Origin of the sequence: Streptomyces sp. JH14, from assembly GCF_029428675.1 — a bacterium.
Lineage (GTDB): Bacteria > Actinomycetota > Actinomycetes > Streptomycetales > Streptomycetaceae > Streptomyces.
Genome location: NZ_JAJNEL010000001.1, coordinates 1,319,866 through 1,344,301, shown reverse-complemented (window position 1 = coordinate 1,344,301; position 24,436 = coordinate 1,319,866). Strand labels below are relative to the sequence as shown.

Here is a 24,436-nt window from a genome sequence, read left to right as displayed (position 1 = left end):
AGCCGCTCAGTGAGGCGCTGTCCCCACCCCCCGCACGCCGCCCGGTCGAGGAGGACTCCACGATGACCGCACACCCACTCACATCCGAGGGACGCATACGGAGGGCCGGATGAACACGGTCCAGACGCCCCTCCCGGTCGTCCTCGCCGGCGCACGCGGCCACGGACGCTGGCATCTCGCCAACATCCGCCGCCTTCAGGACCAGGGTCTCGTCCGTCTGGTCGGCATCTGCGAGCTGACTCCGCTGACCGAGACCGAACTCGCCCCCTTCGCCGGTGAACTTCCGGCACAGTCCAGCGACTTCGGTGACCTCCTCGACTCCACCGGAGCCCGCGTCGCCATCATCTGTACCCCGATCCAGACGCACACCGCATTGGCTTTGACCGCTGCGGCCCGCTCCGTCCACCTCCTGCTGGAGAAGCCGCCCGCCGCGACATACGCCGACTTCGAGCGGATGGTCACCGGCGTGCGGGCGGCCGGCGTCTCCTGCCAGGTCGGCTTCCAGTCCTTCGGTTCGCACGCCGTGCCGGCGATCCGGGAACTCATCGGCTCCGGTGCCATCGGCGCCGTGCAAGGCGTCGGCGCCGCGGGCGCCTGGGTCCGGGACGACGCCTACTACCACCGGGCGCCCTGGGCCGGGCGGCGCAGGATCGGCACGGCCGACGTCGTCGACGGCGTCCTCACCAACCCCCTCGCCCACGCCGTCGCCACCGCACTCGAACTCGCCGGCAGCGGGACGGCCGAGGATGTGGCGTCCATCGAGACCGAGCTGTTCCGCGCCCATGACATCGAGGCCGACGACACCTCCTGCGTACGCATCACCACCACGCGCGGGTTGCCCGTCACCGTCGCCGTCACTCTCTGCGCCGAAGAGGCAGGCGAGCCCTACGTCGTCGTCCACGGCGACCGCGGCCGGATCACGTTCTGGTACAAGCAGGACCGGGTCCTGGTCCAGCGCGCCGGGCACGGTCCCGAGGAGGCCGTGCACGGGCGGACCGACCTCCTGGAGAACCTCGTCGAACACCTCGCCGGCCGCGCCGCCCTTCTCGTACCGCCGCAGCGCACCGGCGCGTTCATGCGGGTCGTCGAAGCCGTACGGACCGCCCCGGAGCCCGTCGCCCTGCCCTCCGACGCCTGGCACACCGAACCCGCAACAGCCTCTACCGGGACCCGCCGGGTGGTTCACGGCATCGACGCCCTGGTGGCGGCGGGCGCCGACACCCTCACGCTCTTCTCCGAACTCGGCGCCTCCTGGGCGCTCCCCACCGAGGTGAGGTCATCGTGACCCCGACATCCGCACTGCTGAGCTGCGCCGGACGCCCCGTCGGCCGCTACACCTATATGCCCGCGGACGAGGGGCGCCCCTACTTCCACCCCGTCACCACCTTCGCGGGTGTCCCGGTCACCGAGGAACGCCCGGCCGACCATCTCCACCACCTGGGCACCTCGGTCGCCGTCCCGGACGTCGCCGGGCACAACTTCTGGGGCGGCCGAACCTTCGTACGCGGCCAGGGCCCCACCGCACTCGACAACCACGGCGTTCAGCGCCACCTCGGCTGGAAGCTCTGCGACCCGGACGGTTTCGTCGAGGAGCTGAGCTGGGTGGCGGACGACACCGAGCTGCTGCGCGAGCACCGCACCGTCGCCGTCGCCGAACTCTCCGACACCGCCTGGGCGCTGGACTTCTCCTTCTCGCTCACCAACCGTGGCACCGACGACCTCTCCATAGGCAGCCCCGCCACCAACGGCCGCCCCGGCGCCGGATACGGCGGCTTCTTCTGGCGCGCTCCGAAGGAACCGGCCGCGCCCGCCGTGTTCAGCGGCTTCGGCGACGGCGAGGATGCGGTCCACGGGCGGGTCGCCGACTGGGTGGCCATGACGGGCGACGGCTGGACCCTCGTCTTCGCCGGCGCGACCGAGGAGACCCGGCGCGACCCGTGGTTCGTCCGGAGCGCCTCGTACCCGGGCGTCGGTTCTTCGCTCGCCGCCGCCGAGCGGCTGCCGGTGCCGGCCGGTGCGACCGTCGTACGCCGCGTGGTCACCGTCATCGCCGACGGCCGGCTCGACCGGGCCACGGCGGCCGCATACGTCCGCCGGGCGGTGACCGCGTGAGTCGTCCCTGGACCGCCGACCTCGGTGACGGCACCTACCGCAACCCGGTCCTGAACGCGGACTGGTCCGACCCCGACGTCGTCCGGGTCGGCGACGACTACTACCTCACCGCGTCCAGCTTCGGCCGGGTCCCCGGACTGCCGCTGCTGCACTCCCGCGACCTGGTCAACTGGACACTCGTCGGCCACGCCCTGGACCGCCTCGAACCCGCCGCCGACTTCGCCGTGCCCCGCCACGACTGCGGGGTGTGGGCGCCGTCCTTCCGGTACCACGCCGGCCGGTTCTGGATCTTCTGGGGCGATCCCGACCACGGTATCCAGCAGATCAACGCCGAATCGGTGCGCGGCCCGTGGAGCGCCCCGCATCTCGTCAAGGCGGGGAAGGGACTGATCGACCCCTGCCCGCTCTGGGACGAGGAGACCGGTGAGGCCTACCTCGTGCACGCCTGGGCGAAGTCCCGCTCCGGCATCAAGAACCGGATCACCGGCCACCGGATGAGCCCCGACGGACGTGAACTCCTCGACGAGGGCAAGACCCTGATCGACGCCGATCTGATCCCCGGCTGGTTCACCCTCGAAGGCCCCAAGCTCTACCGGCACGACGGCGAGTTCTGGATCTTCGCCCCGGCCGGCGGCGTCACCACCGGCTGGCAGGGGGCGTTCCGGTCGCGCGAGTTCTTCGGACCGTACGAGGAGCGCGTCGTCCTCGCCCAGGGCCGCACCGATGTCAACGGACCGCACCAGGGCGGCTGGGTCCGGACCACGGCGAACGAGGACTGGTTCCTGCACTTCCAGGACCGCGGGGCGTACGGGCGGGTGGTGCATCTCCAGCCCATGCGCTGGGGCGCGGACGGCTGGCCGGTCCTCGGCGACCACGGCGAACCCGTGTGCGTGCACCCCAAGCCGGTCGCCCCCGAGCAGCCTGTCGAAGCCCCGGCGACCAGCGACGACTTCCCCGGCGGCCGGTACGGCAGACAGTGGCAGTGGATGGCGAACCAGCGACCCGGCTGGACCGTCGAGCACTCGGGGGACGGGCTGCGGCTCAGCTGCGTACGGACCGCGTACGCGCACGACCTGCGGGCCCTGCCCAACGTCCTGGTCCAGCGGTTGCCGGCCGAGACGTTCACCGTCGAGGTCGAGGTTGCCCTCGGCAGCGACGAGACCGGGGCCAAGACGGGGCTGGCCGTGCTCGGCGACGCCTTCGGCTGGATCGGCCTCGAACGCGCAGAGGACGGCGGCGTCCGCCTCGTGCACCGGTACGCCGAGACGGTTGCCGAGCACGAACGGGATGCCGAGCACAGCCGCCCGGCTCCAGACGGGCGGGCCCGGCTCCGGATCGAGGTCACCGCGGGCGCCCGCTGCCGCTTCTTCGCCGACACCGGCGACGGGACCGGGTTCCGGGCTTCGGGGCAGCCGTTCGCCGCGACTCCCTGGCGTTGGGTCGGCGCACTGCTCGGCCTTTTCGCCACCGCACCGGCCGGGACGGGACCGGCCGGGACGGCCGCCTTCACCGGTTTTCGCATCACCGACCGAACCGCACCAGAAACGACAGACCTCAGAGAGAAGAGCCGACCATGAACATCTCGAAGACACAGCGGGGACGTGCCGCGGCAGCGATGTCCCTCGCGACGGTGCTCGCCCTCACCGCCACCGCCTGCGGTGACGACGGCAGCGGGGCGACGGGTGCCGAGGGGAGCGGCAAGGGCAAGATCGTCTTCTGGGACAACAACGGAGGTGTCCGTACCGACATCTGGAAGCAGATCATCGCCGACTTCGAGAAGAAGTACCCGAAGATCGAGGTCCAGTACGTCGGGGTGGCCGCCCCCGAGGCCCAGTCCAAGTACGACAACGCCATCCAGGGCGGCGGCCTGCCGGACGTCGGCGGTGTCGGCGCGGCGATGCTCGCCGGGATCGCCGCGCAGGACGCGCTGGAGCCGCTGGAGGGACGGATCGCCAAGTCCTCCCTCGAAGGCAAGCTGAACAAGGGCATGGTCGCGTCGGTGAAGAACGCCGGCGGCTCCGACGAGCACATGTACAACGTGCCGATCTCCGCCAACAACGGCGTCCTGTACTACCGCACCGACCTCTTCAAGAAGGCGAACCTGGCCGAACCGACCACCTGGGACACGTTCTACCAGGCGGCCGACAAGCTCACCGCCGCCAAGAAGAACGAGTTCGGCTACACCATCCGCGGCGGCGCCGGCTCCATCGCACAGGCGATGGACGCGATGTACGGACAGTCCGGCATCACGTCCTTCTGGGACGCGAGCGGTGACAAGACCACGCTCAACGACCCGAAGAACGTCGCTGCGCTGGAGAAGTACACGGGCCTCTTCAAGAAGGTCACCCCGTCCGCCGACCTCAACAACGACTTCATCAAGATGGTCGCCCAGTGGGACTCCGGCACCATCGGCATGCTGAACCACAACCTGGGCTCCTACCAGGACCACGTGAAGGCCCTCGGTGCCGACAAGTTCCGCGGCATTCCGCAGCCCATCGGCCCCGGCGGCAAGCGGGTACAGGTCTCCAACCCGGTCGACGGCCTCGGCCTGTTCAAGTCCTCCAAGAACAAGGAGGCCGCCTGGAAGTTCATCGAGTTCGCCGCCTCCCACGAGGCGAACTCGAAGTTCAACGAGTCGGCGGGCCTGATCCCGGCCAACACGGAGGCCGCCACGGACGCCTGGATCTCCAAGACCGAGCCGACCAAGCTCGCGGCCCAGACCCTCAACGACGGTTCCACCACCATCGTCCAGCTCCCGTACTACCTGCCGGACTGGAACACCGTCAGCAAGGCCGACAACGAGCCCGAGTTCCAGAAGGTGCTTCTCGGCAAGACCACCGCGAAGGCCTTCCTGGACAAGATGGCCGACGAGCTGAACAAGGCCCAGGCGGAGTGGAAGGACCAGAAGAAGAGCTGATCCGACCGACCGCTCTCCCACGGCCGGCGCCCCCGGTGACCGGGGACCGGCGGCGGTACGGGTCGCGCCCCGCCGCCGGTCCTCTCCTCCCGCACGACGGGAACATCCCGACCGCTCGCACGCTGCTGGGCGAGGGCGTCCCTGCACCATGCGAGGTGATCCGCCCCGGCGCACCGGTCCCGGCGGACCGGATCACCCGGATCCGGGCCCGGCGCACACAGCGCTCCGTACGTCACCGCACCGCTTCGTCACTTCACCACTCACCGTCGAAGGATCCGCCATGTCTGCACGCATGTCTCATGCACGCGCCATCGCCCTGGTGATGGGCTGCGCCTCGCTCGCACTTGCCGTGACCGTCCCCGCCCAGGCCGCCTCCCAGAAGGGACACCAGGCGCCCGGTCACCGGGGGATCGAGCGCGCCGTACTCCCGGCCGGTGACGGCTGGGCCGCCGCCGACGGCTCCACCACCGGCGGTTCCGCGGCGACCCCCGACCACGTCTACACCGTGGCCAACCGGGCCGAACTGATCGCGGCCTTCAAGGACGCGGGCGACGCCCCGAAGATCGTCAGGATCGACGGAACCATCCACGGCAACGCGGACGCCGCCGGCAGTCCGATCGGCTGCGAGGACTACCAGACCGACGGCTACACCCTGGACAAGTACCTCGCCGCGTACGACCCGCAGACCTGGGGCAAGACGCTGCCGTCCGGACCGCTGGAGGATGCCCGCGCCGCGTCCGCCGCCCTGCAGAAGGAATCGGTCGAGGTGGAGGTCCCCTCCAACACGACCCTGATCGGTGTCGGCGACGACGCCACCGTCATCGGCGCGAGCCTCCAGGTGATGGACGTCTCGAACGTCATCGTCCGCAACATCACCTTCGAGGACACCTACGACTGCTTCCCGCAGTGGGACCCCACCGACGGTGAGACCGGTGCCTGGAACTCCGAGTACGACAACCTCGTCGTCACCGGTTCCGACCATGTCTGGGTCGACCACAACACCTTCAGCGACGGCGACCGTCCCGACGCGGACCAGCCGTTCTACTACGGCGACGTCTTCCAGCAGCACGACGGACTCTTCGACATCGTCCGCGGCGCCGACCTGGTCACCGTCTCCTGGAACGTGCTGAAGAACCACGACAAGACCATGCTGATCGGCAACAGCGACAGCGCCGCCACCGCGGCGATCGACCGCGGAAAGCTCCGCGTCACCCTGCACCACAACCTCTTCCAGGACCTCAAGGAACGCGCGCCGCGCGTCCGGTTCGGCGCTGTCGACTCGTACAACAACCACTTCGTCGCCACGGCGGACGCCCCGTACGGCTACAGCTACGGCGTGGGCATGGAGTCCCGGATCGTCGCCGAGCACAACGCCTTCACCCTCGCGTCGCAGGTCGACCCGGCGACCATCCTGAAGAAGTGGAAGGAGGCCCCGATCACCGCCGGAGACAACTACGTCAACGGCCGCAGGACCGACCTCATCGCCGTTCACAACGCGGGTGTTCCCGCCGAGCAGCTCGTCTCCGGCGCCGGCTGGACCCCGACCCTGCGCACCAGGATCGACAACCCGCGCGCCGTGCCGGGCATCGTCGACCACGGCGCGGGAGCCGGAAAGGGCTGCTGACCGGCGGCCCGCCGGCGCAGCACGCGGATCCCCTCGGTCCCCCACCGCACCGGTCGAGGGGCTCCCCGTGGTGCTGTCAGCCGCCCACCGCGAAGCCGTCGCTCACGGAGACGCCCCGTCCGGTGGTTCGGGCTGCGACCGCGGTGAAGTAGTCGCCGCTCGCGTCCCGTTCGCCCTCCGCGTGGTTGTACTGGCCGGCGAACATGTGCGTGCCGGCCGGCACCGTCCGTCCGGGCTTCAGCGTCCACCGGTAGACGAGGAATCCGTCCTCCTCCCGCGTCGAGGCGGCGAAGTTCTCCACCGGCAGCGAGCGCCACGAACCGGTGGTGCGGACGCCGCCGGTCAGGGCGACGCGCAGCTCGACCGTGAGCGAGGAGAGCGGCTGCGTCGTCCTGAGCGTCACATTGCTCTGCGCCCAGTACGGGTTGCTGTGCGGGTCGATGACGCCGTCCACCCGCAGCGGCCCGTCCTCGGCGCGCAGTTCCGGTACGTGCCCCGGAGCCGTCGGGGCTGCCGGAGCCGTCGGAGCCGCGGACGGGGCCGAGGCGGACGGGACCGGGGGAGCCGCCGTCCGGCCGCCCCGAGTCTCGCCGCCGCCCGCCGAGGTGGCGACGAACGCCCCGGCGGCCAGCACACTGCAGACCGCCGCAGCCGCCCCGGTGACCCGCAGCCAGGGCAGCGCGCCCCGCGGCGCGCGTGGAGCGGCGGTGCGGCGGCCGTCCGCCATCCCGCGTTCGACGCGCGCCAGCATCCGCTCCCGGTCGGGGCGGTGAGCCTCGGCAGCCTTGCGCAGCCGCTCACGCACCTCGTGGTCCCTCACTGGCTTCCTCCCGCGTGCTGCACCGCCACCGCCACCTGCACCTGCGCGGCGGGCGTATCGGGGCCGAGCAGGCGCTGCAGCTCCGTCACGGCACGCGAGGTCTGGCTCTTCACCGTGCCCACCGATATCCCGAGAACCAGCGAGGTGTCCCGCTCCGACAGGTCGAAGGCGTGCCGCAGCACCACGCACGCCCGCTTGCGGAACGGAAGCTTGCGCAGCGCCCATTGGACGTCGACCACCGCCGACACATCCGGATCGTCCACCGCGTACCCGTCGCCGCCCCCGCGCGGCGCCCAGAAAAGGGCGATCCTGCGGCGCTCGCGCACGGCGCTGCGGATCCTGGTCCGGGCGAGGTTGGTGACGACACCCCGCGCGTACGCGACGGGATGGTCGGCGCCGCGGACCCGGTCCCAGCGGTGCCAGAGCGCCAGCAGCGCATCGGCCGCGAGATCGTCCGCGCCCTCCGCCTCACCGGTCAGGAGATGGGCGAAGCGGGCGAGTTCGGCGTAATGGGCCTCGAAGAACTCATGGAACTCGGCGGCAGCGGCATCGTCGTCGACTGGGCCCACGGGTACCTCTCTGTGCACTCGATTCCCTGTACGCGCGTAGTCCCGCTGTGTACGTTCCCCGGTACCGTCCGCGGGGTGCGGGCGGGGAGCGTACCAGCGCACCCCGGAAGCGCTTCGACACGGGTGTGCGATCCCAGTAAGGCGTAACACGGCGAAAACCTGAAGACCCTGTGCTCGAAGGAACAATCCAGCTACCCGCCGAGAGATCTTCACCTACCGAGGGAGTGCCATGCCGGACAGCACCGTGGACAAGACCGACAGCCCCGACGCACCACCAGCCCCCACTACGGCCGTTCCCGCGCACAATGCCGTGGACCGCTTCTTCTCGATCACTGCCCGCGGCTCCAGTTTCGGGCGCGAGATACGCGGCGGCTTCGCCACGTTCTTCACGATGGCCTACATCCTGGTCCTCAACCCGATCATCCTCGGCTCGGCCGAGGACAAGTTCGGCGCCCACCTCTCTGGCCCCCAACTCGTCACCGCCACCGCCCTGGTGGCCGCCGTGATGACCGCGATCATGGGGCTCGGCGGCAATCTGCCGCTCGCCGTCGCCGCCGGTCTCGGCCTCAACGCCGTCGTCGCGTTCCAGATCGCACCGCTGATGAGCTGGCCCGACGCCATGGGCCTGATCGTCATCGAGGGGCTGCTGATCTGCGTCCTGGTCGTCACCGGGCTGCGCGAGGCCGTCATGCAGGCCATCCCGCCCGCCCTCAAGCAGGCGATCAGTGTCGGCATCGGGCTCTTCATCGCGTTCATCGGCTTCATCGACGCGGGCTTCGCCACCCGCATCCCCGGGGACACCGGGTCCGTACCCGTCCAGCTCGGTGCCACCGGGCAGCTCTCGGGCTGGCCGGTCCTGGTCTTCTGCCTCGGTGTGCTGCTGACCGTCGCGCTGCTGGCCCGGAAGGTGAAGGGCGCCATCCTCATCAGCATCGTCGTGATGACGGCCGTCGCGATCGTCATCAACGAGATCGCCGACATCGTCCCGGCCGCCTGGGGGCTGACCGTCCCGTCCGTCCCCGACGACATCGTGGCCACACCGGACTTCGGGCTCGTCGGCTCCTTCAGCCTCTTCGGCGCGTTCCAGCAGACCGGCGTCCTCACCATCGTCCTGCTGGTCTTCACCCTGATCCTCAGCGACTTCTTCGACACCATGGGCACCGTCGTCGGCATCTCGAACGAGGCCGGGCTCCTCGACGAGGACGGCAAGGTCCCGAACCTCGGCCGGGTCCTGCTCATCGACGGCGCCGCGGCCGTGGCGGGCGGCGCGGCCTCCGCCTCGTCCAACACGTCCTACATCGAGTCCGCGGCGGGCGTCGGCGAGGGCGCCCGCACCGGCTTCGCCTCCCTGGTCACCGGCGCGCTGTTCGCCGTCGCCCTGTTCCTCACCCCGCTCGCCACGGTCGTCCCCGCCCAGGCGGCCGCTCCCGCCCTGATCGCCGTCGGCTTTCTGCTGATGGCCCAGGTCCGGCACATCGACTGGGAGAAGTACGAGATCGCCATCCCGGCCTTCCTCACGATCGCCGTCATGCCGTTCACGTACTCGATCACCAACGGCATCGGGGCGGGCTTCCTCGCGTACGTCGTCATCAAGACCGTCCTCGGCAGAGCGCGCGAGGTGCACTGGCTGCTCTGGGGCACCTCGGCGCTGTTCGCCGTGTACTTCGCGATCGACCCGATCGAGCAGCTGCTCGGTGTGAAGTAACCGCCCCGCGCAGCTCGTCGTCACAGCCGCGTCGTCCGGTCCGGCACGGGGCCCCGGCCACCGTGCCGGACCGGACGCCTCTTCTCACGCCTTGAGCGCCGCCCTCATCATCTTCTGCGCGACCGGCGCAGCCAGCCCGTTGCCGCTGACCTCGGAGCGTGCCGAGCCCGAGTCCTCGACGACGACGGCGACCGCGACCTCCTTGCCGGTGGACCCGTCCTTGGCGTACGAGGTGAACCAGGCGTACGGGGTGTTGCTGTTGCCCACGCCGTTCTGCGCGGTGCCCGTCTTGCCGCCGACCTCGGCCCCGTCGATCCGGGCATTGGTGCCGGTGCCCTGCTCCACGACGGTGACCATCGCGCTGCGCAGCTGCTCGGCGGTCGAGGCCGAGACGACCCGCCGGGTGTCGCCGTCCGTGAAGTCCTGCAGGGTGTTGCCCTTCGCGTCCGTCACCCCGGACACCATGTGCGGCGCCGCCAGCTCACCGCCGTTGGCGAGGGCCGCGGAGACCATCGCCATCTGCAGCGGGGTCGCCGTGACCTCGAACTGGCCGATGCCCGTCAGCGCCGTCGACGACTTGTCCATGCCGGTCGGGTAGACGCTCGTCGAGGCGCGCACCGGCACATCCAGCTTCTCCGTGTTGAAGCCGAACTTCTCCGCCATCGCCCGCACCTTGTCCTCGCCGAGATCGGCGGCGACCTTCGCGAAGACGTTGTTGCAGGAGTACTGGAGCGCGGTGCGCAGGGTGGCGTTCTCGCAGGGTGCGGAGGCGCTCTCGTTCTTCAGGACCCTGGACGTGCCGGGCAGTGTGTAAGGGTCGGGGCTCTCCGTGCGCTCGTCGACCGAGCTGTAGAGGCCGTTCTCCAGCGCCGCCGACGCCACCACCAGTTTGAACGTCGAACCGGGCGCCAGCGGCTGCCGCAGCGCGCGGTTGACCAGGGGCTTGTCCGGGTCGGCGAGCAGCTTCTGCCATGTCTCGCCGTCCGACGTCCCGCTGATCCCGGTGGGGTCGTACGAAGGGGTGGAGACCATGCCCAGGATCTGCCCGGTCCGCGGGTCGATCGCGACCGCCGCGCCCTTGTCGTCGCCGAGCGCCTCGTACGCCGCCTTCTGTACGTCCGGGTCGATCGTCGTCAGCACGTTGCCGGGCGCCGTCTGCTTGCCGGTCACCACGTCGAGCGGGTTCTTCAGCCGGTCGTCGGTGCCGTCGAGCACATGGCTGTAGATCCCCTCCAGCTGGGTCGCGCCGTACGCCTGCGAGCTGTACCCGGTGACGGCGGCGTAGAGCTCGCCCTCGGTGTACGTGCGTCTGTACGCGAGATCGCCGCCCCGGGTCCTCTTCGATCCGGTGACCGGTGACCCGGCCACGATGATGTTGCCGAGCGGCTGCGCGTACTGCGCGATCGTGTTCCGCCGGTTGTGTGTCTCGTCCGCGAGGGCTCGGGCCTGGTACGCCTGCACCCAGGTCGCCCGCCCCAGCAGGGCGAGGACCAGGAGCAGACAGAAGACCGAAGCGCGCCTGATTGTTCTGTTCATCCCGCTGGAGGGACGCGCGGAGAGGTCCGGTGCGTTCCCGTCCGTGCCGGTTCTCACCGTTTTCTCAGACGGCCCGGGCCGGCCCCGGTTCTCAGCCGGCCGGGGCCGTCAGCGTGAAGAGCAGTTCGTCGGTCAGTTCACCGCGGGCGTGCGCGAAGCCCCGGTCCTCGCCCGTGACGGTGAAGCCGCACTTCTCCAGCACCCGGCGCGATCCGGTGTTGTCAGCCGCCGCCCGCGCGTGCAGCGGACGTTCCGGTACGACGTCGAGCAGCGCCCGCAGCGCGGCGGTCGCGAGCCCGCGGCCCCAGTGGGCCCGGTCGATCCAGTACGTGACCTGGCGGTCGCCCGCGGGCCCGTACACCCCGGCGCTGCCGACCACCGCACCGTCGGCCAGCACCGTACGCAGCACGATCGAGCTGTCGGCCAGCAGCCGCGCCCAGTGGGCGTCGAACGCGTCCCGGTCCGCGGGGTTCTCGCTCGTGAACGCGGCCGTGCGGACCGCCTCCGGGTCGCACATGTACGCGTAGAAGAGCGGCAGATCGCCGGCGCGCACCTCGCGCAGCGTCACCTCGGCCGTGCCCATGGGTCAGAGCCTCCGGGTGGCGAGCGTCAGCCGGTCCCGCGCGTCGAACAGCGCGTCCTTGACCATCTGCTCGTGCGCGGGGGTGAGCCGGGCGACCGGGACCGAGCAGCTGATCGCGTCGCGGGCCGGCGTCCGGTACGGGATCGCGATGCCGAAGCAGCGCAGCCCCAGGGTGTTCTCCTCGCGGTCCACGGCGTACCCCTGCTCGCGGATGACGTGCAGCTCCTCGATGAGCTTCTCGCGGTCGGTGAGGGTGTGCTCGGTCAGCGCGGGCAGCGTCTCTGGCAGCATCTTGCGGACCTGCTCGTCGCTGTGGGTGGCCAGCAGCGCCTTGCCGAGCGAGGTGGAGTGGGCGGGCAGCCGGCGGCCCACGCGGGTGAAGGGGCGCAGATAGTGCTGGGACTGGCGGGTGGCGAGGTAGACCACGTTCGTGCCGTCGAGGCGGGCCAGGTGGATGGTCTCCGTGGTGTCGTCGGAGAGCCGGTCGAGTGTCGGGCGGGCGGCCGCGACGACCTCGTCGCCGTCGATGTACGACGTGCCGACCAGCAGGGCGCGTACGCCGATGCCGTACCGCGTCCCCGTCGCGTCGGTCTCCACCCAGCCCAGCTCGACCAGGGTGCGCAGCAGCATGTAGAGGCTCGACTTGGGGTAGCCGACGGCTTCCTGCACGGCCGCCAGCGAATGCATGCCGGGCCGTCCGGCGAAGTACTCGAGCAGCTCCACCGTCCGTACCGCGGACTTGACCTGTGCCCCACCTGACTCGGCAACCGACATCGCCCTATGCCCCTTCCAGCCCACTTGCGAATCCCTGCGACTTCTTGCCAACACGGAACGCCCGGAAATAGAGTCCCTACATATTCACGATCAGGAACTCTGTTCAGAATACCGAACAACTTCCTGATCTGTGGCAGTGGAGCGGAAGGAAACACGGTGGCAGCAGCACCAGTCTGGAGCGTCGACCCCCGCACCGGGAACCCGCGTGAGCAGGTTGCGGTGGAGGCTACAGCGGAGGAGGTCGACCGCGCCGTCCGGGCAGCACATGCTGTACGGAACTCGCTCGCCGACCGGACCGTACGGGCCGCTTTCCTGCGTACCGCGGCCGATCTGCTCACCGAGGCCGGGGAGCACGTCATCGAGGCCGCCGACGCGGAGACCGCGCTCGGCCCGGCCCGCCTCACCGGTGAACTCGCCCGCACCGCGGCCCAGCTGCGGGCCTTCGCGGAGGTCGTCGACGAGGGCGCCTTCCTCGACATCCACATCGACCACGCGGACGACACCCGGACCCCGCCGTGGCCCGACCTGCGCCGCTACAAGATCCCGCTCGGCGTCGTCGCTGTCTACGCGGCCAGCAACTTCCCGCTCGCCTTCTCGGTGCCCGGCGGCGACACCGCCAGCGCCCTGGCGGCCGGCTGCCCGGTCGTCGTCAAGGCGCACCCCGACCACCCCGCCACCTCCGAGCTGTGCGCCTCCGTGCTGCGCCGGGCCGCCGCCCAGGTCGGCCTGCCCGAGGACGTACTGATCCTGGTCCACGGCTTCGAGGCGGGCATCGAGCTGGTCAAGCACCCGCTCGTGGCCGCCGCCGGATTCACCGGCTCGATCCGTGGCGGGAGGGCGCTGTTCGACGCGGCGGCCGCCCGGCCCGCCCCGATCCCCTTCCACGGCGAGCTCGGCTCCCTCAACCCCGTCGTGGTCACCGAGGCGGCCGCCGCCGAGCGCGGCGAGCAGATCGGTGCCGGGCTGGCGGGCTCGATGACCATGGGCGTGGGCCAGTTCTGCACGAAGCCCGGCTTCGTCCTGGCCCCGACGGGCGAGACCGGCGACCGGCTGCTGAAGTCGCTGACCGCGGCGGTCAGCGACAGCGAGGCCGCGGTCATGCTCGACCACCGGATGCGGGACGCCTTCGTCGCGGGGGTACGGGCCCGGGCCGAACTCCCGGAGGTGGACGCGCCCGTCACCCCCGGCGCCGGCGGCGACCACACCGTGTCCGCGGGCTTCCTGACGGTACCGGCGCACCTGCTGGCCACCGAGGGCCCGCACGACGCGCTCCTGGAGGAGTGCTTCGGCCCGGTCACCGTCGTCGCCCGGTACGCCTCCGAGGACGAGATCACCGCCGTGCTCTCCCGGCTCCCCGGCAACCTCACCGCCACCCTCCAGATCGCCACCGAGGGTGCCGACACCGACGCCCCCGGCCTCCTCGAGGCCCTCACCCCGCTGGCCGGCCGGCTCCTCGTCAACGGCTGGCCGACCGGCGTCGCGGTCGCGCCCGCCCAGCACCACGGCGGCCCCTACCCGGCCACCACCTCCACCTCCACCTCGGTCGGCGCCACCGCGATCGAGCGCTGGCTGCGCCCGGTCAGCTACCAGACGACGCCGGAGGCCCTGCTCCCGCCGGAGCTGCGTGAGGACAACCCGCTGGGCCTGCCGCGCCGCGTCGACGGGCGTCGGGCATGACGGCGGCCGTTCCGGAACTCCCCTTCGAGCTGCGGCCGTTCGGCCCCGAGGGGCAGTGGACGTACGAGGACGGCGTACTGACCGGACGGGCGGGCGCCCGGCAGGACCGGTTCGTACCGCCCGGTGGCCACTCCCTCGACCCGGCGAGCGACGCTCCGCGCCTGCTCGGCGCCGCGCCGGACGGCGACTTCCAGCTGATCGCCCGGGTGAAGGTCGGCTTCGCCGCGGCCTTCGACGCCGGGGTGCTCTATCTGCACGTCGGGGAACGGGAGTGGGCGAAGCTCTGCCTGGAGCTCTCCCCGGCCGACCCCACCATCTGCACCGTGGTCACCCGCGGCCGCTCCGACGACGTCAACTCCTTCGTCGTGGACGGCGACAGCTTCTGGCTGCGGCTCAGCCGCACCGGCAGCGCGTATGCCTTCCACGCCTCGGCCGACGGCGAGAAGTGGACCTTCGTCCGCGTCTTCGCCCTCGGCGACGCTGACGGGGCGAAGGCGTCGATCGGCTTCCTCGTCCAGTCGCCGACCGGAGAGGGCTGCGAGGCGTCGTTCGACCGGATCGCGTTCCGGCCGGCCGGGCTCGACGACCTGCGCGACGGCAGCTGAGCCGCCTCGCACACGCGCGCCCGGCCGCCGAGCCCGGGCGCGGCAAGGCGGCGGGACCCGGGCATCGGCCCGTCCGGCACTCCGGTACCGACCGGAGTGCCGGACGGGCCGCATGCGTTTCCCCGCGTCGCAGCAGCGGACGGCCCCACGCGGCCCACCCGGCCGGCGCAACCGCGGGCAGGCCTGTCGCGTCCCTCCCCGCATGATCAGAACTGCGACGCCCGCCGATCTCGACGCCGTGGTCGAGCTGCACACCGAGGCCCGCGCCACCTACTACCGGGGCCACCTCCCGGAGCAGGAGTACGCGGGGTCCGCCGAAGTCGGCCGCAGCCGCGCCGGCTGGTCCCGTGCGATCGGCCACCCGGACGCCACCGTGCTCTGTGCCGAACGGGACGGAACCCTGGCCGGCGTCGCGGCCTACGCCGTACGCGACGGCGCCATGCACCTCACCCAGCTCCATGTGTCGCCGTCCCGCTGGCGTTCGGGAGTCGGCACCGAACTCCACACCGCCTGCGTCGACGCCTGGCGGCAGGCCGGAGTGGACAGCGCGTGGCTGGAGGTCTTCGTGCACAACACCCGCGCCCAGGCCTTCTACACCGACCGGGGCTGGACCCCGGATCCCGGCCACCCGCGCACCGGCACCCACCTCGTGCTGCGCCTCGTGCTGAGCTGACGGCCGAGGCGCTGCCGCCGCCGTACCGGAGCCCTGCCGAGGCGCCTTGGGACCGCAGTTGGGCCCTGGGGCCCAAGACGTCCCCCCGGTCCCGCCCCTAGCCTGAGTGGTCATCAACCCGTTGGTGGGCAGGTCTGGTTGGGGGAACAAGGCATGTCGGCGATCGGTGGCATACCCGTGTACGGAGGCGGCGCCCCGGCGCCGGGCGAGGGGCGGCGGGAGCTGCCGCGGGCGCTTCGCTCGGCACGGATTCTGCTCCATGTCCTGCTCGGAGCAACGCTGCTGGGCGGTCTCGGCCTGTTCGGCTCCGCCCTCGCCGTGGACGCGATGAGCGGCGTCGTCATCGGCCTCGCGCTGTACGCGGCAGTGCCCGGAGTCGTCGGCTGGCTGCTGTCGCGACGCGTCTGGACCGGTGGCCGAGGTGTATGGGGCGGCCTGATCGCCGTGCAGGTGTGGCTGATCCTCGGCGGCCTGGGCAACATCGCGGACGGATCGGTGCACGGCTTCACCCAGCTGTTCGTGCCCACATTGATCCTGGTGTTCCTCACCCGGAAGGAGAGCCGGGCGTGGTTCCGGCTCGCGACGCAGGAGCGGGCGGACAAGCCCGACTTCTCCTTCGCCCACATGATCACCTGGCGTCGTGACCGGGGGCAGACGGCCCTGGAGTACCTGGGCCTCGTCCTGATCGTCGTGGCGCTCATCGGGGCGCTCGTGCTGAGCGGCGTCGGCGGACAGATCACCGATCGCCTGCAGGCCGCGATCTGCTCCCTCACCGGCAGCTCGTGCCCGGCGGCGGGTACCGGCAGCGACACCGTCGGGGCCGGTGACGACAAGGGCGGTTCGGCCGGCGGCGGTTCCGCCGCGGGTGGCAGCGCGGTCGCGGGCGGCGCCGGCTCGGGCGGCGCTGTGGGCGGTGGTTCGAACACCGGTGGTTCGAACACCGGTGGTTCGGACTCGGGCGGCGCCGTGACCGGTGGCTCGGGCACCGGTGGCTCGGGCACCGGTGGTCCGGACTCGGGCGGCGCCGGCGGAGGCGGCGCGGCTTCCGGTGGGACCAACAGCAGCGGCGGCTCCGACGGCGGCGGCACGAACGGAACAGGCGGCGCGAACGGACCCGGCGGTACGAACGGAACGGGCGGTACCGCTTCCGGTGGGGGTACCGCAACCGGCGGTACCGCGGACGGTGGCGGCACGGGCGGACCCGATGGACCGGGCACCGACACCTATCCCGAGACCAGCACCGAGCCCGAGGCCACGTACGACACCCCCGTCTCGGACGCGGACTCCGACGACTCCGGAGACTCCGGGAACGGCGGGGACGAGAAGGAGGACTGCGGCGGCTGGGGCTTCTTCGGCTGCGCATGGGACCGCACCACCCAGGTCGCCAAGGGCCTGGCCGTCGACGGTGTCTGGGGTGATGTCACCGGCATCATCGACCTGTTCAAGCCCGAGACCTGGTCCGGCCTGGCCGATTACGGCAAGCAGCTGGGCAGCACGTGGATGCAGGACTCCAAGGACGCCGGGAGCAAGTGGGGCAAGGGCGACTACCTCGGTGCGCTCGGCGACTGGGGCAAGGCGTCGTTCAACACCGTGGTGAAGGTCGGCGACGACATGTTCGTCGGCGACGAGGTACGGGACCGCTGGAACAACGGGGAGAAGACGCGGGCCGTCACCGACGTCGTCTGGAACGTCGGATCGCTCTTCATCCCCGGCTACGACGTCGCGAAGGTCGTCGGCAAGGCCAGCAAGCTCGGCAAGCTCGGCAAGGTCGCCGCGAAGGTGGCCGAAGCCGCGGAGAACGCGGGCAACGCCGCACGCCGGGCCCGTAAGGCCGCCGAAGTCGGGGACATCGACGGTGTCCGCAAGGCTGCCAAGGAGGCCGACGAGGCGGCGGACGAAGCCGAGGACGCGGCACGCAAGACCGGTTGCAGCATCGCTCTCGGCCCCCGGGTGCGCTACGGCGGCACCGGTGGGATATCCGGGTCCGGAACCGGGGTGCTCGCCGCAGGACCCCCGAGCCATGTGATCCTCGCCGACGACGGCTGCGACAAGGACGCCGAGGCCAAGGCGAAGGAGGCCCGGGAACAGGAGCGGGCGGCTCACCTGGAGCAGAAGCGGGCCGAGGAGCCCGACCGCGCGGCCAAGGCGGAGCTGGCCAAGAAGCAGTGGCCCGAGCCCCGGCGCAACGACACCTCCGACCCGCGCAACTACAACCCGCCGGACTGGGCCGCGGACCTCAAGAAGCCGGACTACGGATCCGCCGACAACGGCGCCGGCTACTGGGCCAGCCGCGACCGCAATCCCCCGCCCAACTGGAAGAACGAGTCGTGGCTCCGCTACCAGGAGCAGGTCACCGGCACCGTGCGCGGCCGGGAGTACGTCGTGCCGCACCCCAAGGAGGGCAAGCCGGCGGTGGAGTACGACGGCTGGGACTCCAGCAGGCAGACGTTCCTGGAGGCGAAGAACGGCTACAAGGGGTACCTCTCGCAGACCGAGAAGGGCAGCCTCACCGCGTCCGGCAAGAACGAGTTCGTCACGGAGGCCCGGGCTCAGGTCGAGGCGGCCGGCGGCAAGGCCATCGAATGGCACTTCTCCGATCCGGACGTGGCCGAGGCCGCCGCCAAGGCGTTCCGGGAGGAGGGTCTGCCGATCACGGTCGTCCCCACCAAGCAGCTCCCGAGCAACAGCACCAGGAAGCCCGGGGCGTTCGACTGATGCCCCGCGCGACAGGCACTAGCCTGGCTCGGGCGGTGACTCTGGCCGGACCGGTGGACGACAGAAGACGGAGACAGGACATGCGGCGTGTGGTGCGGGGCTTCTGGGGTCCCCGGGAAGAGTCGGTCGAGGCGGTGGCCGGACGCTGGAAACTGATGCTGGACCGGCTCGCCGGGCTTCTGCCGGCCCCCGGGGCGGGCGGGACGTGGAGCCAGGTCCGCGAGTCCGGGCCCGCCACCGGCCTCGGCACGGACGAGGCGTCCCTGCTCGCCGCTCTGAAGGTGCAGCAGCAGGAGGCCAGGTACGGCTCGGACGGCGCCGGACTGTATCTCGTCACCAAGGACGGGCAGGGCTGGGAGATCGAGGCCAGGGGCCTGGCGGGCGGCGCCTCGGAGTTCCTGTTCAACTCGATGGTGATCGGTATCAAGTCGCCGGAGGGCGTGGATGTCCCCGACGCCGAGCTCCTCAGGGCGGTCGCCGAGGTGTGGGGGCCGGACTTCGGGGATGTGACCGACGACGACGTGCTCGACGCACTGGGGGACAACGGGTTCGGTGTCGGAGCGCCCGCCGTCGGCTGGGTCGGCTATCTCTCCCCGGGACGCGCGGCCCTGCTGCCGGACGGCCTCACCTCCGCCCTCAAGGAGCTCGCCGGCGGAGGCGTCCTCCTCGACATCGCGCCGCGAGGCGACGCCGGGGCCGTGGTCCGGGCCTGCGTACAGCTACGGGACGCCGGTGCGCTGGAGCCGCTGCCGCGCCCGATGGACCGGCCCGCGCTGTGACGGCCCGCAGCGGCGAGACGTTCGAGCTCGGCCGCGCCGTCCGCGACGTCGAGGCGCTGCTCGCCGGGCCCGTACCGGCGGCCGGTCCGACGGAGAGCGAGGGCGACCCGGTCACGGGGGAGTGGACCGTGACCTCCGGCGAGGGCTTCCGGTTCCTGCCGCTCTGGGAGAGCGGCAGCCTCGTCGGCGTGTACGCGCCCGAGTGGAATGACGCGGAGGAAGCCGCCCGCGGGCATCTGGACGACATCGTGGCGGAGTTGGACCGCCGGTGGGGTGCGCACCGGAAGGTGGGCATGCGGGTGCCGATCTTCCGGAGCATCGCGGACGAGCCCATGCCGCCGCTCTTCCAGGCGCTGTGCGACAACGACTGCCGCGGCGATCTGTCGGCGTGGGGGCCGGTGGCCGCCGGTCCCGACGCCGCGGACGTGTGGGTCGCGACCTCCGTCAACCAGTGCGACGGCGACGCCCCGATGATCATCGTGGCCCTCGTCAGCGACCGCCCGATCGTCGAGCTGGAGGATTAGCGGCCGACGAACCTCCGGCCCGGTCGGGGAATGACAGGGTCCGGGCGCGCGTTGATCAGGGGAGCGGAGGGTGCCTCCGCGCTGCCCTCGCGCAACCGTGCCGGGACAGCCGCACGATCCGTCTGCAACAGCCTGGAGAGAAGAAGAGTCATGCGCGTCGAGATCTGGAGCGACATCGCCTGCCCCTGGTGCTACATCGGCAAGGCCCGCTTCGAGAAGGGCCTGGCGGGGTTCGCCCATCGCGACGAGGTCGAGGTCGTGCACCGTTCCTTCGAGCTCGACCCGGGGCGCGCCAAGGGCGACACCGCGCAGGTGATCGACATGCTGGCGCAGAAGTACGGGCGTACGCGTGAGGAAGCCCGGTCCATGGAGGCCAACGTCGCGGCCAACGCACAGGCCGAAGGGCTCGGCTACCGGACCGAGGGGCGCGACCACGGCAGCACCTTCGACATCCACCGGCTGCTCCACCTCGCCAAGGCCCGCGGCCGCCAGGACGAGCTGCTGACGCTCGCCTACCGGGCGAATTTCGCCGAGGAGCGGTCCGTCTTCGACGACGACGTACTGGTCGAGCTCGCCGTCGAGGCCGGTCTCGACGGGGACGAGGCGCGCGCCGTGCTCGCCGATCCGCAGGCCTACGCGGCCGAGGTGCGGGCCGACGAGCAGGAGGCGTCCGCGCTGGGTGCCAACGCCGTGCCGTTCTTCGTGCTCGACCGGCGGTACGGGATCTCCGGCGGCCAGCCCGCTGAGGTCTTCGCGCAGGCGCTGGAGCAGGCGTGGAAGGACCGCCCGCTGACCGCCATCGGCTCGGACGGGGCGGCCTGCGACGCCGACGGGGCCTGCGAGGTTCCGCAGGCCGGCAGCCAGGGCTGACCCTGCGCCGCCCCGGCCGGCCGCTCCACCGCATCGATAAGCATTGCTTGGGGGTGCCCCTCAATTCTTCGTGATTGACGATGAGTTGAGGGGCGTTCAGGCTGGACGCATGGAGATCTCCTCGCTCACCCAGGCCGTAGCCGCCGAGTTTGCGCCCAAGTCCACGTATCTCAACACCTCCAGCTGCGGGCTGCTGCCCCGCCGAACCGTCGAGGCGGTGAAGACGCTCGCCGACGAGAACGCCGCGGGCACCGGTGCGGGCGCGGGCAGCTTCGACGCCGTGGACGCCGCACGGACCCGGTTCGCCGGGCTCGTCGGTGTCGGTCCCGACCGGGTCGCCACCGGCAGCTCGGTCGCCGTCCATGTCGGTCTGATCGCGGCATCGCTGAAGCCCGGTGCCGAAGTGCTGGTGCCCGAGGGGGAGTTCAGCTCGGTCGTCGGACCCCTCTCGGTCCGTGGGGATCTGCGGATGCGGTACGCCCCGCTGGACGGCATGGCCGAGGCGGTGCGGCCCACGACCGCGCTGGTCGCCCTCTCCTCCGTACAGTCCGCCGACGGCCGGATCGCCGACCTCGACGCGGTTCGTGCGGCGGCCGCCGCGCACGGCGCCCGGGTTCTCCTCGACGCCACCCAGTCCGCAGGCTGGCTGCCGCTGGACGCCGGAGCGTACGACTACACGGTCACGGGCGGCTTCAAGTTCCTGCTCTGCCCGCGCGGTACGTCGTTCCTCACCGTCACCGAGGAGGCGCAGCAGACCCTGTCGCCGCTGTACGCGAGCTGGGTGGCCGGCGAGGACCGCTGGAACAGCACGTACGGACCCGTCGGCCGGCTCGCCGCCACCGCGCGCCGCTTCGACGAGGCGCCCGCCTTCCTCGCGTACCACGGTGCCGAGCGCTCCCTCGCGCTGATGGCCGAGATCGGCATCGACACCGTGCACGCCCACAACACCGCGCTCGCCGCCCGGTTCCGTAGCGCGCTGGCCGGGATCGGCCACGAGCCGGTGCCCGGCCGGTCCGCGGTAGTCGCCGTGCCGGGACTGGGAAGCCATGAGTCGGCGCTGGCCCGGGCCGGTATCGCGGTGTCGGTCCGGGCCGGGAATCTGCGGGCGGCCTTCCATCTCTACAACACGCAGGCCGATGTGGACCACGCGCTGGAGGTGCTCGCGGGCTGACCGGTCAGCGGCCTTCCGGGCAGCTCTCGGCCTCGCGGGAGAGGTTCTCCTCGACCCTGGCCAGCAGCCGGGCCAGCTCGGTGCGCTCCGTCGCGTCCAGGCCGGCGAGCGTGCGCTCCTCCAGATTCGTCCAGGCCCGCTTCACATCCGAGTGCAGGGCGCAGCTGTCCGAGCTGGCCTCGACCAGGACGGCCCGCCGGTCGTCCGGGTCGGGGCGGCGGCGGACGTGACCGGCCTGTTCGAGCCGCTGGAGCATCTTGGTGACGGTCGACGGATCGAGGTCGACCGCCTTGATCAGCTCCGACTGGCGTGCCGCGCCCGCGTCCCACAGATACATCATCAGGAACTCCTGGCCGGGGTAGAGCCCGGCGCACCTGAGTGCCTTGCCGGCGGCGATCCGGTGCAGCCGGGCGACCCGTGAGACGGCATGGCTGACCGGGCCGCCGCGGGCGGCGCTGGGCAGCTCGGTACAGACGGGGTCGACGGATTCGGCCTTCATGGGGACTCCCTCGGGGCGGTGCTCCGGCCGGTCGGGGACCGGGTCCGGCGCTTTCTGCGAACTTTACCTTGGTCGGCCAAGTAATGGGTTACAGTGGCGCACGACGTAAATAATTGGCCGACCACATAATTTTCTTTGGGGGCTCCCATGACCACCGCATTCGACCCCATCGACCTGTCCGGCACCCGGCTCGCCAACCGGATCGCGATGGCCCCGATGACCCGCTCCCGGGCCGGTGAGGGCGGAACCGCCACCGATCTCACCGTCGAGTACTACGCCCAGCGCGCCTCGGCCGGGCTCATCATCACCGAGGGCGTCCAGCCGTCCGCGGTGGGTCAGGGCTACCCCTTCACCCCGGGACTGCACAGCGCGGAGCAGGTCGCGTCCTGGCGCAAGGTCACCGACGCGGTGCACGCCGCGGGCGGCCGGATCTTCGCCCAGATCATGCACGCGGGCCGGATCGGCCACCCGGTCCTGCTGCCGGACGGGCTGACCCCGGTCAGCGCCTCCCCGGTCAAGGCCGCCGGCCAGGTCTTCACCCACGAGGGGCCGAAGGACTTCGTCGAGCCGCATGAGCTGACCGACGCCGAGATCCGGCAGACCGTGGCCGACTTCGCCACCGCGGCCCGCAACGCCGTCGACGCGGGCTTCGACGGTGTCGAGCTGCACGGCGCCAACGGCTACCTCATCCACCAGTTCCTCGCACCCAACACCAACCGGCGCACCGACGGGTGGGGCGGCTCCGAGGAGGCACGCATCCGGTTCGCCGTGGAAGTGGTCAAGGCGGTCGCCGCCGAGATCGGCGCGGAGCGGACCGGGCTGCGCCTCTCGCCCGGAAACCCGTACAACGACATCGACGAGCCCGCGCCGGACGCCGTCTACACCGCGCTGGTACAGGAGATCGAGCCGCTCGGACTGGCCTACCTGCACGTCATGGAGGCAGTGGAGATCCGCGAGCTGACCCTCGCGCTGCGCAAGCAGTTCTCCGGTGCCTTCGTCATCAACGCGCTGACGGACGGACCGACCGGACCGGACGACCACTCGGTGATCGACGACGGGATCGCCGACATCATCTCGTACGGTGCCCTGTTCATCGCCAACCCCGACCTGCCCGCCCGGCTGAAGGCCGGCGGCCCGTTCAACACCCCCGACCCGTCCACCTTCTTCGGCGGTGACGCGAAGGGGTACGTCGACTACCCGGCACTGGACGCCGTGTAGCCGCGGCGGTCACGCCGAATCGCGGCGCACCAGTTCGGTGGGGAGGATCACCGCGGCCGGGTCCTCTCCGCCGATCTGGGCCAGCAGCACCCGTACCATCTCGGCACTGATCCGGTCCCACGGCTGCCGGATCGTGGTCAGCTCCGGTCGGGACGCCAGCGCTGCGGGCGAGTCGTCGAAGCCGCCGACCGCGACGTCCTCCGGCACCCGCCGTCCAGCCTTCTCCAGCGCGGCGAGCACGCCCTGCGCCATCAGGTCGGAGGCGACGAATACCGCGTCGAGGCCGGGGGCCCGCTCCAGCAGCAGTGTGGCCGCCGCCTCGCCGCTCGCCCTGCTGTAATCGCCCGGGACGATCAGCGCCTCGTCCGCCGGCAGCCCGCAGTCGGCGAGCATCTCGCGGTACCCCGCCAGCCGCTCGACGCCGCCCGGGGTGTCGAGGGGGCCGCTGACCGTTCCGATCCGGCGACGCCCCGATTCGTACAGGTAACGCACCATGTCGCGGGCACCGTCCCGGTCGTCGGCCGCCACATAACTGACCTTCGAGCCCTGCCCGAGCGGTTTGCCGCAGGCGACGAGCGGGACCCCGGCCTCGTGCAGCTGGGCGGCGACCGGGTCGCCGGAGTGGCTGGAGACCAGCAGGACCCCGTCCACATGACCGGCGATGTACCGCATGTTCCGGCGCCGTTCGGCCTCCGTCCCCGCGATCATCAGCAGCAGCGGGATGTCGTGCGCGGCGAGTGCGGTGGTGCAGCCCCGCAGCAGCACATTGAAGTTGGGGTCCTCGAAGAACCGCTCCTGCGGCTCGGTGAGCAGGAACGCCACCGAGTCCGAGCGCCCGGTGATCAGCGATCTGGCGTGCCGGTTCACCGTGTAACCGGTCTTGCGGATTGCGGAGTTGACGGCGTCGAGCGCCGTCGCGCTGACATTGTGGCCGCCGTTGAGCACCCGGGAGACGGTGCCGCGGGAGACCCCGGCCTCCCGTGCCACGTCGTGAATGGTCGGCGGCCTGCGGCGTCCCGTGCCGGACGGTCCGGGCTGTCCGGGCTGTTCTGTGCGGCTCATGGT

General features: G+C 71.4%; 22 protein-coding genes. 15 read left to right on the top strand and 7 right to left on the bottom strand.

The genetic code is table 11. The features are described 5' to 3' along the window. The first annotated feature begins 109 nt into the window (after positions 1-109). The 5 genes from LRD69_RS06065 (at position 110) to LRD69_RS06045 (ending at position 6,653) form a co-directional block, all read left to right on the top strand. Positions 110-1,285: a Gfo/Idh/MocA family oxidoreductase gene (locus tag LRD69_RS06065; RefSeq protein ID WP_277325516.1), complete on the top strand. Its 1,176-nt coding sequence runs from the start codon at positions 110-112 to the stop codon at positions 1,283-1,285. Continuing rightward, entirely contained in the window at positions 1,282-2,112 is an 831-nt protein-coding gene (locus LRD69_RS06060) for a PmoA family protein (RefSeq protein ID WP_277325515.1), read from the top strand. The genes LRD69_RS06065 and LRD69_RS06060 overlap by 4 nt, the downstream gene beginning before the upstream one ends. After that, on the top strand, positions 2,109-3,689 hold the full coding sequence (locus LRD69_RS06055) for a glycoside hydrolase 43 family protein (protein ID WP_277325514.1): 1,581 nt from the start codon (positions 2,109-2,111) through the stop codon (positions 3,687-3,689). The genes LRD69_RS06060 and LRD69_RS06055 overlap by 4 nt, the downstream gene beginning before the upstream one ends. Further along, the gene (locus tag LRD69_RS06050) at positions 3,686-5,029 is read left to right on the top strand and encodes a sugar ABC transporter substrate-binding protein (protein WP_277325513.1); all 1,344 of its coding nucleotides are present in this window, start codon (positions 3,686-3,688) and stop codon (positions 5,027-5,029) included. Before LRD69_RS06055 ends, LRD69_RS06050 begins: the two co-directional genes overlap by 4 nt. 280 nt (positions 5,030-5,309) lie before the next feature. Further along, the gene (locus LRD69_RS06045; protein ID WP_277325512.1) at positions 5,310-6,653 is read left to right on the top strand and encodes a pectate lyase; all 1,344 of its coding nucleotides are present in this window, start codon (positions 5,310-5,312) and stop codon (positions 6,651-6,653) included. Between the two features lie 76 nt (positions 6,654-6,729). Here the strand turns inward: LRD69_RS06045 and LRD69_RS06040 are convergent, their stop codons facing one another. Together LRD69_RS06040 and LRD69_RS06035 are read right to left on the bottom strand one after the other, a co-directional pair. Next, entirely contained in the window at positions 6,730-7,473 is a 744-nt protein-coding gene (locus tag LRD69_RS06040) for a hypothetical protein (RefSeq protein WP_277325511.1), read from the bottom strand. Further along, entirely contained in the window at positions 7,470-8,042 is a 573-nt protein-coding gene (locus LRD69_RS06035) for a SigE family RNA polymerase sigma factor (RefSeq protein WP_277325510.1), read from the bottom strand. The genes LRD69_RS06040 and LRD69_RS06035 overlap by 4 nt, the downstream gene beginning before the upstream one ends. Before the next feature lie 229 nt (positions 8,043-8,271). Between LRD69_RS06035 and LRD69_RS06030 the strand changes: the two genes are divergently transcribed. Further along, entirely contained in the window at positions 8,272-9,747 is a 1,476-nt protein-coding gene (locus tag LRD69_RS06030; protein ID WP_277325509.1) for an NCS2 family permease, read from the top strand. Between the two features lie 84 nt (positions 9,748-9,831). On the opposite strand, the gene LRD69_RS06025 is transcribed toward LRD69_RS06030, so the two are convergent. From LRD69_RS06025 to LRD69_RS06015, 3 genes are all read right to left on the bottom strand, one after another. Continuing rightward, positions 9,832-11,283 (bottom strand): penicillin-binding protein 2, encoded by a 1,452-nt coding sequence (locus LRD69_RS06025; RefSeq protein ID WP_277325508.1) that lies wholly within the window; start codon positions 11,281-11,283, stop codon positions 9,832-9,834. A gap of 91 nt (positions 11,284-11,374) precedes the next feature. Beyond that, a complete protein-coding gene (locus LRD69_RS06020; protein ID WP_277325507.1) occupies positions 11,375-11,866 on the bottom strand; it encodes a GNAT family N-acetyltransferase in 492 nt (163 codons plus the stop codon). A gap of 3 nt (positions 11,867-11,869) precedes the next feature. Continuing rightward, on the bottom strand, positions 11,870-12,640 hold the full coding sequence (locus tag LRD69_RS06015; RefSeq protein ID WP_030919961.1) for an IclR family transcriptional regulator: 771 nt from the start codon (positions 12,638-12,640) through the stop codon (positions 11,870-11,872). A gap of 156 nt (positions 12,641-12,796) precedes the next feature. Here LRD69_RS06015 and LRD69_RS06010 point away from each other — a divergent pair, with 156 nt between their 5' ends. From LRD69_RS06010 to LRD69_RS05975, 8 genes are all read left to right on the top strand, one after another. Continuing rightward, positions 12,797-14,317 (top strand): aldehyde dehydrogenase (NADP(+)), encoded by a 1,521-nt coding sequence (locus tag LRD69_RS06010; RefSeq protein ID WP_277325506.1) that lies wholly within the window; start codon positions 12,797-12,799, stop codon positions 14,315-14,317. Continuing rightward, positions 14,314-14,922 carry a DUF1349 domain-containing protein gene (locus LRD69_RS06005; RefSeq protein WP_277325505.1) on the top strand — a complete coding sequence of 203 codons (609 nt, stop codon included), beginning with the start codon at positions 14,314-14,316 and terminating at the stop codon, positions 14,920-14,922. Before LRD69_RS06010 ends, LRD69_RS06005 begins: the two co-directional genes overlap by 4 nt. A 202-nt stretch (positions 14,923-15,124) precedes the next feature. Beyond that, positions 15,125-15,595: a GNAT family N-acetyltransferase gene (locus LRD69_RS06000; RefSeq protein WP_277325504.1), complete on the top strand. Its 471-nt coding sequence runs from the start codon at positions 15,125-15,127 to the stop codon at positions 15,593-15,595. Between the two features lie 153 nt (positions 15,596-15,748). Next, positions 15,749-18,310, top strand: coding sequence for a Tox-REase-5 domain-containing protein (locus LRD69_RS05995; RefSeq protein ID WP_277325503.1), 2,562 nt, complete (start codon positions 15,749-15,751; stop codon positions 18,308-18,310). Positions 18,311-18,390: 80 nt separating this feature from the next. After that, positions 18,391-19,089 (top strand): Imm52 family immunity protein, encoded by a 699-nt coding sequence (locus tag LRD69_RS05990; protein ID WP_277325502.1) that lies wholly within the window; start codon positions 18,391-18,393, stop codon positions 19,087-19,089. Further along, entirely contained in the window at positions 19,086-19,613 is a 528-nt protein-coding gene (locus LRD69_RS05985; RefSeq protein ID WP_277325501.1) for a hypothetical protein, read from the top strand. The genes LRD69_RS05990 and LRD69_RS05985 overlap by 4 nt, the downstream gene beginning before the upstream one ends. A gap of 150 nt (positions 19,614-19,763) precedes the next feature. Then, the gene (locus LRD69_RS05980) at positions 19,764-20,483 is read left to right on the top strand and encodes a DsbA family oxidoreductase (protein WP_277325500.1); all 720 of its coding nucleotides are present in this window, start codon (positions 19,764-19,766) and stop codon (positions 20,481-20,483) included. Positions 20,484-20,592: 109 nt separating this feature from the next. After that, positions 20,593-21,654: an aminotransferase class V-fold PLP-dependent enzyme gene (locus LRD69_RS05975; protein ID WP_277325499.1), complete on the top strand. Its 1,062-nt coding sequence runs from the start codon at positions 20,593-20,595 to the stop codon at positions 21,652-21,654. A 4-nt stretch (positions 21,655-21,658) separates the two neighbouring features. On the opposite strand, the gene LRD69_RS05970 is transcribed toward LRD69_RS05975, so the two are convergent. Continuing rightward, entirely contained in the window at positions 21,659-22,153 is a 495-nt protein-coding gene (locus LRD69_RS05970; RefSeq protein WP_277325498.1) for a MarR family winged helix-turn-helix transcriptional regulator, read from the bottom strand. Positions 22,154-22,300: 147 nt separating this feature from the next. Between LRD69_RS05970 and LRD69_RS05965 the strand changes: the two genes are divergently transcribed. Continuing rightward, entirely contained in the window at positions 22,301-23,371 is a 1,071-nt protein-coding gene (locus tag LRD69_RS05965) for an alkene reductase (protein ID WP_277325497.1), read from the top strand. 9 nt (positions 23,372-23,380) lie between these two features. Here the strand turns inward: LRD69_RS05965 and LRD69_RS05960 are convergent, their stop codons facing one another. Further along, a complete protein-coding gene (locus LRD69_RS05960) occupies positions 23,381-24,433 on the bottom strand; it encodes a LacI family DNA-binding transcriptional regulator (RefSeq protein ID WP_277325496.1) in 1,053 nt (350 codons plus the stop codon). Between the last annotated feature and the right edge of the window lie 3 nt (positions 24,434-24,436).

Excerpts from the sequence above, each read along its gene's own strand:
- LRD69_RS06045 (WP_277325512.1), top strand. The coding sequence starts at position 5,310 with ATGTCTGCACGCATGTCTCATGCACGCGCCATCGCCCTGGTGATGGGC.
- LRD69_RS05960 (WP_277325496.1), bottom strand. The coding sequence starts at position 24,433 with ATGAGCCGCACAGAACAGCCCGGACAGCCCGGACCGTCCGGCACGGGA.
- LRD69_RS06025 (WP_277325508.1), bottom strand. The coding sequence starts at position 11,283 with ATGAACAGAACAATCAGGCGCGCTTCGGTCTTCTGTCTGCTCCTGGTC.
- LRD69_RS06065 (WP_277325516.1), top strand. The coding sequence starts at position 110 with ATGAACACGGTCCAGACGCCCCTCCCGGTCGTCCTCGCCGGCGCACGC.
- LRD69_RS06005 (WP_277325505.1), top strand. The coding sequence starts at position 14,314 with ATGACGGCGGCCGTTCCGGAACTCCCCTTCGAGCTGCGGCCGTTCGGC.
- LRD69_RS06050 (WP_277325513.1), top strand. The coding sequence starts at position 3,686 with ATGAACATCTCGAAGACACAGCGGGGACGTGCCGCGGCAGCGATGTCC.
- LRD69_RS06030 (WP_277325509.1), top strand. The coding sequence starts at position 8,272 with ATGCCGGACAGCACCGTGGACAAGACCGACAGCCCCGACGCACCACCA.
- LRD69_RS06015 (WP_030919961.1), bottom strand. The coding sequence starts at position 12,640 with ATGTCGGTTGCCGAGTCAGGTGGGGCACAGGTCAAGTCCGCGGTACGG.
- LRD69_RS05980 (WP_277325500.1), top strand. The coding sequence starts at position 19,764 with ATGCGCGTCGAGATCTGGAGCGACATCGCCTGCCCCTGGTGCTACATC.
- LRD69_RS06020 (WP_277325507.1), bottom strand. The coding sequence starts at position 11,866 with ATGGGCACGGCCGAGGTGACGCTGCGCGAGGTGCGCGCCGGCGATCTG.
- LRD69_RS05970 (WP_277325498.1), bottom strand. The coding sequence starts at position 22,153 with ATGAAGGCCGAATCCGTCGACCCCGTCTGTACCGAGCTGCCCAGCGCC.
- LRD69_RS05990 (WP_277325502.1), top strand. The coding sequence starts at position 18,391 with ATGCGGCGTGTGGTGCGGGGCTTCTGGGGTCCCCGGGAAGAGTCGGTC.
- LRD69_RS06000 (WP_277325504.1), top strand. The coding sequence starts at position 15,125 with ATGATCAGAACTGCGACGCCCGCCGATCTCGACGCCGTGGTCGAGCTG.
- LRD69_RS05965 (WP_277325497.1), top strand. The coding sequence starts at position 22,301 with ATGACCACCGCATTCGACCCCATCGACCTGTCCGGCACCCGGCTCGCC.
- LRD69_RS05975 (WP_277325499.1), top strand. The coding sequence starts at position 20,593 with ATGGAGATCTCCTCGCTCACCCAGGCCGTAGCCGCCGAGTTTGCGCCC.
- LRD69_RS05995 (WP_277325503.1), top strand. The coding sequence starts at position 15,749 with ATGTCGGCGATCGGTGGCATACCCGTGTACGGAGGCGGCGCCCCGGCG.